Annotated in this window: 7 protein-coding genes; 2 read left to right on the forward strand and 5 right to left on the reverse strand. The window is 74.1% G+C overall.

What is annotated here, in order from left to right; genetic code table 11:
- Nucleotides 1-21 precede the first annotated feature (21 nt).
- Nucleotides 22-1,566 carry a bifunctional 3-(3-hydroxy-phenyl)propionate/3-hydroxycinnamic acid hydroxylase gene (locus tag J4709_RS07045; protein WP_208238234.1) on the reverse strand — a complete coding sequence of 515 codons (1,545 nt, stop codon included), beginning with the start codon at nucleotides 1,564-1,566 and terminating at the stop codon, nucleotides 22-24.
- A 156-nt stretch (nucleotides 1,567-1,722) separates the two neighbouring features.
- Here J4709_RS07045 and J4709_RS07050 point away from each other — a divergent pair, with 156 nt between their 5' ends.
- Nucleotides 1,723-2,367 (forward strand): TetR/AcrR family transcriptional regulator, encoded by a 645-nt coding sequence (locus J4709_RS07050; protein ID WP_208238236.1) that lies wholly within the window; start codon nucleotides 1,723-1,725, stop codon nucleotides 2,365-2,367.
- Between the two features lie 39 nt (nucleotides 2,368-2,406).
- On the opposite strand, the gene J4709_RS52990 is transcribed toward J4709_RS07050, so the two are convergent.
- The 4 genes from J4709_RS52990 to J4709_RS07070 all read right to left on the reverse strand — a co-directional run bounded on the left by J4709_RS52990 (nucleotide 2,407) and on the right by J4709_RS07070 (nucleotide 6,359).
- Nucleotides 2,407-3,471 carry an NAD(P)H-dependent amine dehydrogenase family protein gene (locus tag J4709_RS52990; protein WP_208238238.1) on the reverse strand — a complete coding sequence of 355 codons (1,065 nt, stop codon included), beginning with the start codon at nucleotides 3,469-3,471 and terminating at the stop codon, nucleotides 2,407-2,409.
- A complete protein-coding gene (locus J4709_RS07060; protein ID WP_208238240.1) occupies nucleotides 3,468-4,268 on the reverse strand; it encodes an SDR family oxidoreductase in 801 nt (266 codons plus the stop codon). Before J4709_RS07060 ends, J4709_RS52990 begins: the two co-directional genes overlap by 4 nt.
- A gap of 86 nt (nucleotides 4,269-4,354) precedes the next feature.
- A complete protein-coding gene (locus J4709_RS07065; protein WP_208238242.1) occupies nucleotides 4,355-5,308 on the reverse strand; it encodes an ornithine cyclodeaminase family protein in 954 nt (317 codons plus the stop codon).
- A 58-nt stretch (nucleotides 5,309-5,366) separates the two neighbouring features.
- A complete protein-coding gene (locus J4709_RS07070) occupies nucleotides 5,367-6,359 on the reverse strand; it encodes an ABC transporter ATP-binding protein (RefSeq protein WP_208238244.1) in 993 nt (330 codons plus the stop codon).
- Nucleotides 6,360-6,682: 323 nt separating this feature from the next.
- Here J4709_RS07070 and J4709_RS07075 point away from each other — a divergent pair, with 323 nt between their 5' ends.
- Nucleotides 6,683-7,750: a S1 family peptidase gene (locus tag J4709_RS07075; RefSeq protein ID WP_208238246.1), complete on the forward strand. Its 1,068-nt coding sequence runs from the start codon at nucleotides 6,683-6,685 to the stop codon at nucleotides 7,748-7,750.
- Nucleotides 7,751-7,834: the final 84 nt, after the last annotated feature.

Genomic DNA, 7,834 nt, shown 5'->3' on the forward strand with positions numbered 1-7,834 from the left:
ATGCCGCGTCGGGGCGGTGTGTCAGGCGGGGACGGCGAGGCCGGAGACGTCGGCGGCCGCGACGAACCGGTCCGGGCGGACTGCGACGGCGCGGACGCCGTACCGCGCCAGCCAGGGCAGCAGCACCTCGTCGAGGTCGACCAGCTCGTCCGGTCCCCGCGTGTAGGCGGTCTTCGGGCGGATCGCGATGTAGCGGGCGCCGAGCGCGTCCCAGGCGGCCCGCTCGTCGGCGGTGAGCAGCCCGGCGGGGTCGGTGTCCGCGCCGAGCAGCACGAAGCCGTCGCCGAGCAGGTCGTCGAGGCGCGCCATCCGCCCGGCCGTGTCGCCCGCGACGGGCTGCGGGACCATCCGGCCGACGATGCTCGCGTCGCCGACCGGCCCGCGGATCCAGCCCGCCTCCAGCACCGGCGGCGCGATCAGCGGCGGTTCGAACGGCGTGACGGTGCCCTCCGGCACCCGGTTCATCTCCTCGATCTCCGCCGGGGTCGCCTCCTGCTTGATGACCCGGCCGAGCCCGACGGCGAGACCGGTGTAGAACGCGGCGTTCGGCCGCCGCTCGGTCTCGTAGGTGCCGAGCCAGCTCTCGTCGAGCTCGCCCTTGAGGACGCGGGCCATCTTCCAGCCCAGGTTGTGGGCGTCCCGCATCCCGGTCTGCATCCCGGCACCGGCCCACGGCGGCATGAGGTGGGCGGCGTCGCCGGCGAGGAAGACCCGGCCGCTGCGCCAGGTGTCGGCCATCCGGGTGTGGTGGCGGTAGAAGGCCCACTGGTGGATCGAGACGTCGTCGGTGGTGACGCCCAGCGCCTTCAGCAGCGGCCACACGTCGTCCTCGGACGCGAAGTCGGCCTCGGTCTCGTGCGGCGCGAGCGGGATCTCCCAGCGGTGGTTGCCGGCGGACAGCGCGATGTCGACGACCGGGCGCTTGCCGTCGGACCAGAACGTGAGGAAGTCGCGGTCGGGCCACCAGCGCTTGACGCGGCAGTCGATGACGATCCACTGCACGTCGATCGTGTCGCCGTCCAGGCGGCTGCCGATCATGGCGCGGGTGGCGCTGCCGCCGCCGTCCGCGCCGATCGCGTACCGGGCGCGGACGGTGCGCGCCTCCCCCGTCGCGGCGTCCGTCGTGGTCACCGTGACGCCGTCGGCGTCCTGCTCCAGCCCGGTCACCTCGGCGCCGTACCGGACGTCGATCAGGTCGCCGTGCTCGGCGGCGCACGCGCGCAGCTCCGCCTCCATGACCGGCTGGTAGATGTTGTAGAAGCGGGGCCCCGGGCCGAGCGCCGACGGCGGATGCTCGACGCGCATGATCTCGGTGCCGTCGTAGGTCACCCAGCGCAGCGCCCGCTGCGGCTCGATCACCTTGGCGATCCGCTCGCCGATGCCGAGGCTCTGGAGGATCCGCATCGTCCAGTCGTTGACGGTGACGGCGCGGGCGCGCGGGTAGATGTCGCGGTCCCGCTCGAACGCGACCGCCGAGACGCCGTGCCTGGCGAGGGTCAGGGCGGCGGTCACGCCGGTGGGGCCGTAGCCGACGATCGCGACGTCGGCGTCGAAATGCTGGGTCATACGGGCTCCGGGGCGGCTTCGGATCAAGTATTGGACCGATCGTTCGGTACAACAGTGGCCACCCTCACATGCTTCCCGGACGGCTGTCCACGAGATTCCGCTGTGCAGAAAACGTCGGCGGACCGCGGGCGGAGCAGGGCATCTATGCTTCGACGCGTGGTGGAGGAGAAGACCGGCAACCGCCGTGGCCGCAGGTCCCGGGAGGAGATCCTGGACGTCGCGTCCCGGATCATGGCGGAGCGCGGCTACGCCGCCACCTCACTGTCGGTGCTCAGCCGCGAGACCGGCCTGCCGAAGAGCGCGGTGTACCACCACTTCGAGTCCAAGGCGGGGCTGCTGTCGGCGGTCATGGCGCGCGGCGCCGAGGAGTTCTACGCGGCGATGCGGCGGGCCCAGGCGGGCGGCCCCGAGGGTGGCACCCCGCGCGAGCGGCTGACCTGGTACCTGCTGCGCACCGGCGAGGTGTTCCTGGCCCGCCAGGAGTTCCTGCGCCTGCACCTCATCCTGGTCATGAGCGCCGAGGCCGCCGAGGCCGAGGTCGACTCGATCATCGAGCGGGTGCGCCGCGACGGCCGCGCGCACATGAACCGGATGATCGCGCTGTCGTTCGCGCCGGAGGGCGAGGAGATCGCGCAGGCCGTCGCGGACCGGCTGGACTACTTCGGCATCGCCGGGTTCGACGGCGCCTTCGTCGCCATGCAGGCCGAACCCCACCGTGACCTGCCCGACCAGATGCGGCTGCTCGCCGAGGCGATCGCCGCGCTCGGCGAGGCGCGGGCCGCCGAACTGCGCGCCCGCTGAACGGCGCCGGCGGCCCGGCTTCGGGGCGGCGGGGCCGGGTCAGAGGAGGCCGCGGCCGGTGATCAGCGGCAGGTCGAGGGCGGTGAGCAGCCCGGGCGGCGCCTCGACGACCGCGGGGACCGCGTTGACCAGCCGCATCGCGGTCGCCTTCAGGCCCGCGGTGTTGTGGTCGCCGTCGCCGCCGAGCAGCTGGAGGTCGACGGTGTAGTCCGGCTCGCCGCGCACCTCGACCCGGTAGCAGCCGGCGCCGGCGGGCTGCGGCCAGTCCGGGGCGAGGTCGTCGCGCAGCCGGGTGACGTGCTCCAGCACGAGCACGGGCTCGCCGCCGCGCATTCCGCGCACCTCGAAGCGCAGCGCGGCGGCGGTGCCCTTCTCGACCGTCCCGGCGGACACCTCGAAGGTCTCGGGGGCGGGCAACCGGGTGTAGTGCTCGGTGACCTCGTCCAGCTCGACGCCGAGCCCGGCGGCGAGCTGGCGGACGACGCTGCCCCACGCCATCGTCAGCACGCCCGGCTGCAGCAGCATCGGCGTCTCGTCGAGGGACCGGCCGAAACCCATGATGTCGAACAGGACGGTGCCCTGGTCGTAGGTGGCGTAGTTGAGGATCTCCATGCAGCGGACCTGGTCGATCCGCTCGCTGATGCCGGTGACGGCCAGCGGCAGCGCGTCGTTGGCGAAGCCGGGGTCGATGCCGTTGACGAACAGCGACGCGCCGCCCGCCTCCGCCGCCTCCCGCACCGGATCGGACATCTCCGGCGGGACGACGCCGTCGGGGAACTGCAGGAACACCGGGCTGCTGGAGACGACGTTGACGCCCGCGCGCAGGATGCGGCACAGGTCGTCGATGGCCTCCATCAGCCGGACGTCGGCCATCGAGGTGTAGACGACGCAGTCGGGGCGCAGCGCGAGCAGCTCCTCCTCCGACCCGGTCGCGGCGACGCCGAGCTCGCGGCCGAGCCCGGCCAGCTCGCCGGCGTCCTTCCCGTACTTGGCGGGGTTCGACACCCACACCCCGGCGAGTTCGAGGTCGGGGCGGGCGTCGATGCCCGCGATCGCGTGCCGGCCGACGTTGCCGGTGCTCCACTGGACGACGCGGTACGTCACAGGTCCTCCAGGCCGAGGTCGAGGTTCGGGACGTCGATGCCGCCGTCGACGCGCAGCAGGCCGCCGGTGACGTAGGCGGACGCGGGCGAGGCGAGGTACAGGACGGCCGCGGCGACGTCCTCGGGGTCGCCGATGCGGCCGAGCGGGGTGCTCTTCTCCATCTGCGTGCGCAGCCCGTCGTCGGTCATCACGATGTCGAGCGCGGACGTGGCGACCGAGCCGACGGCGACCGCGTTGACGCGGATCCGCGGCGCGAGGTCGGCGGCGGCGAGCCGGGTGTACTGGGCGAGGGCGGCCTTGGCCGTGCCGTAGGCGAGGTAGCCGCGGCCGGCGACCCGGCCCATCACCGAGGAGATGTTGACGACGGCGCCCGGCGCGGACCCGGTGGCGGACTCCAGGATGTGCGGGACCGCGGCGCGGGTCAGCGCGTGCGCGGTGCTCACATTGAACTGGAACGCGTTCTCGAGATACCGGGGCGAGGTGTGCAGGAAGGGGCGCGGGACGGTGCCGCCCATGTTGTTGACGACGATGTCGAGGCGCCCGAGGCCCTCGACGGCGCGGGCGGCGAGGCCGGCCGCCGCGTCCGGCTCGCTCAGGTCGGCCGGGACGACGAGCGCGCGCCGGCCGGCCGCCTCGATCTCCGCGGCGACCTTGCGCAGCTGCTCCTCGGTGCGGGCGGAGACCACCACGTCGGCGCCCGCCTGGGCGAGCGCGACCGCGGTCGCCGCGCCGATCCCCCGGCCCGCGCCGGTCACCACCGCGACCCTGCCCTCGATTCGGAACCGGTCCTGGATCACCGGCGTCACCTCCGGTCGCTCGCCCGTGCCCGCTAGCCTAGACAGAAACTAGAACCTGTTTCAATACACTGGGCGGGGCGGTGCGCTCACGCGAGCAGGTCGGTCTCCCGGCCCGTCCCGGCCGCGCGGGCCGCCCGGTAGGCCGTCCAGCTCAGCGCGAGGTCCTGCCAGGGCAGGCCGACCGGCGCGTACACCGTCACCTCGCCGTCCTTCACCCGGCCCGGCACCTCACCGAGCAGCAGGTCGCGCAGCGTCCCGGCGGCGTGCTTGACGTCCAGGCCGGCGCCCGCGAGCACGCCCATCTCGACCGCGAGCGGCACGTCGTCCACGACGACGCGGGCGCCCTCCAGCAGGTCGGCGCCCAGCTCGGCCTTGCCGGGCTCGTCCGCGCCGAGCGAGGTGACGTGGGTGCCCGGCGCGACGTCGGCGGCGTGCAGCAGCGGGCGGCGCGCCCACGTCGCGACGACGGCGATCCCGGCGTCCCGCACCGCGGCCCGCGGGTCGGCGGCCACCGAAGCCTCGATCCCCAGCCGGCCGCCGTGCCGCTCGGCGAACGCCGCGGCGCGGCCGGCGTCCAGGTCGCAGACGGTCAGCCCGCGCACCGGCCGCAGCTCCGCCAGGCCCCGCAGCACCAGCTCCGCCTGCGCGCCCGCGCCGATCACCGCGACGGTGTCGGCCGCGGAACGGGCCAGCGCGTGCGTGCCCAGCGCGGCGGCGAGGCCCGTGCGCCAGGCGGTGACGGTGGCCGAGTCCAGCAGCGCGAGCAGCTCGCCTGTGCCGAGGTCGTGCAGGCACACGACGCCGCGCAGCGCGGGCCGCGACCCGGGGAACTTGGCGTTCACCTTGACCGTGTAGGCGGGGATCCCCTCCACCACGCCGGGCAGCAGCGCCGTGGCGGTGCCCTGGCCGGGCAGCTTCGCCACGACGCGCCGCGCGACGGTGCCGTCCTGCGCCGCGGTGAAACCGCGGCGCAGCGCGTCGAGGCACTCGGCGGGGACGAGCAGCGATTCCAGTTCGGAACGGGACAGAAGCAAGGTCACCGGACCATTCTCCCGTTCCCGCCCTCGGGTGTCACGCTCGTCCCAGGCGTCCCGCCGGTCACTCCGGACGGCGGTGCGCCGCGGTCAGCTCGTCCCATCCGGCCAGCCAGTCGTTGCCCTGGCCGTCGACGAACGAGCCGGGCGGCGGCGTCACGCCGTGTGCGCGCAGCCACTCCCCCGGGCGGCGCATCCCGGGCCGGACGCTGCCGTCGCTCGGCATGAGCTGCGGCGGGATCGGCCCCGGCATCGCCAGCGGGGCGTGCGCCTCGCTCGCCACCTCGGCCTGGTCCTTCTCCTCGGCCATCCCGATCGGGCCCTCGCGGCGCGCGTTGAAGAACTGGTTGACCGCCGGGTGCGTGCTGGACAGCACCATCTCGCGCGGGCCGAACATCACCAGCCCGCGCCGGAACAGCAGGCCGAGGTTGTCCGGCAGCACCCGGGCGGTGCCGATGTCGTGCGTGACGATCAGGAACGTCGCGCCCATCTCGGCGTTGAGGTCGACGAACAGCTGGTTCAGGTAGGCGGTGCGGACCGGGTCGAGCCCGGAGTCCGGCTCGTCGGCGAGGATGATGTCGGGGTCGAGGACCAGCGCGCGGGCCAGCCCGGCGCGCTTCTTCATGCCGCCGGAGATCTCCCCGGGCAGCTTCTGCTCGGAGCCGGTGAGCCCCACCATCTCCATCTTCTCCAACACGATCCGGCGGATCTCCGACTCGCCCTTCTTCGTGTGCTCGCGCAGCGGGAACGCGATGTTGTCGAAGATGTTCATCGAACCGAACAGGGCGCCGTCCTGGAAGAGCACGCCGAAGTGGCGGCGCATCTCGTAGAGCCGGCCCTCGGCGAGCCGGGGGACGTCGCCGCCGCCGACGTAGACGTGGCCGCGGTCGGGGCGCAGCAGCCCGACGAGGTTCTTCAGGAACACCGACTTGCCGGTGCCGGACGGCCCGAGCAGCGCGGAGATCTCGCCCGCCGGGACGGTGAGCGACACGTCCTCCCAGATGACCTGCCGCCCGAACGACTTCTTCAGCCCTTCCACCCGGATCTCGACTCCCATGGGCACTCCCGTGCCGGGGAACCGGGGGCGGGGGGATCCGCGTCATATGTCCGGTCCCCCGTCGCCTCGACCCTACGACGCGCAGCCGCGCGCCGGGAGGCCCATTGGACGCCGCGGCCGGGCCCGCCGCCCGGCCGCCGGATCCGCGCGCCCGGCGGGAGGGCCGCCGCCCCGCCCGCGACCGGGCGCGCGCACCCATGGTGACAAGACGATCACCGGCACTTAGGCACTTTCTTCCCTTTCGTCCCGGATGACGCTTCTTCCACGATGTGCGGGACCTCCGGCGCACCACACGGGTGCGCCCAATCCCCCCTGGAGGCACAGTGAAGATCCGTCACGCACGCATCGGCGGCGCCGTCACCCTGACGGCGACCGGGCTGCTGGCGACCGCCCTGGCCGGCGTCCCCGCCGCGCACGCGGCGTCCCCGACCGCCCCGTCCACCGCATCGGCCGCGGCCGGGCGGAGCGCGGTGGCCGCGGCGCTCGCCCAGCGGCTCGGCGCGCACACCGCCGGCTCCTACCTGAAGGGAGACCGACTCGTCGTCACGGTGACCGACGCCGCGTCCGCGCGGGCCGTCCGCGCCGCCGGCGCCGTCCCGCAGACCGTCGCCCGCAGCGGCGCCGACCTGAAGAAGGTCATGGCCGCGCTCAAGCGCGACGCGACCGTCCCCGGCACCGCCTGGGCCGCCGACCCCGCCACCGACCAGGTCGTCCTCACCATGGACGGCACCGTCAAGGGCTCCGCGCTCAAGAAGGTGAAGGCCGCCGCCGCCCGGCAGGGCACGGCCGTCCGCACCGAGCGCGTCGCCGGGGCGTTCCGCACGTTCACCCGCGGCGGCGAGGCCATCTACACCAGCGGCGCCCGGTGCTCGCTCGGCTTCAACGTCCGCAGCGGCAGCACGTACTACTTCCTCACCGCCGGGCACTGCACCAACATCGGCACGACCTGGACCGACTCGTCCGGCCGCACCCTCGGCCGCACCGTCCGCAGCGTGTTCCCCGGGCACGACTACGGGCTCGTCCAGTACAGCTCCACCCCCGCCGACACCCAGGGCTCCGTCAGCCTCTACGGCAGCGGCACCCGCGACATCACCGGCGCCGCCAACGCCGCGGTCGGCCAGACCGTGTACCGCAGCGGCAGCACCACCGGCCTGCACAGCGGCCGCGTCACCGCGCTCAACCAGACGGTGAACTACCAGGAGGGCAGCGTCAGCGGCCTGATCCGCACCACGGTGTGCGCCGAGCCGGGCGACAGCGGCGGCTCGCTGTTCGCCGGGTCGAGCGCGCTCGGGCTCACCTCCGGCGGCAGCGGCGACTGCACGTCCGGCGGCACGACGTTCTTCCAGCCCGTCACCGCCGCGCTGAGCGCCTTCGGCGTCTCGATCTACTAGCCGGCCACGGCGCCCCGCAGAAGCTCCCAGTCGGCCGGTAGCCGTACCGAACACCGTTCACTTGCGGCGTGTCGTCCTCATGGG

This window comes from Actinomadura violacea, assembly GCF_017573465.1.
Taxonomy (GTDB): domain Bacteria; phylum Actinomycetota; class Actinomycetes; order Streptosporangiales; family Streptosporangiaceae; genus Spirillospora; species Spirillospora violacea.

Bases quoted from the DNA above. Each gene is read 5' to 3' on its own strand.
- J4709_RS07070 (WP_208238244.1), bottom strand. From the start codon at position 6,359: ATGGGAGTCGAGATCCGGGTGGAAGGGCTGAAGAAGTCGTTCGGGCGG.
- J4709_RS07045 (WP_208238234.1), bottom strand. From the start codon at position 1,566: ATGACCCAGCATTTCGACGCCGACGTCGCGATCGTCGGCTACGGCCCC.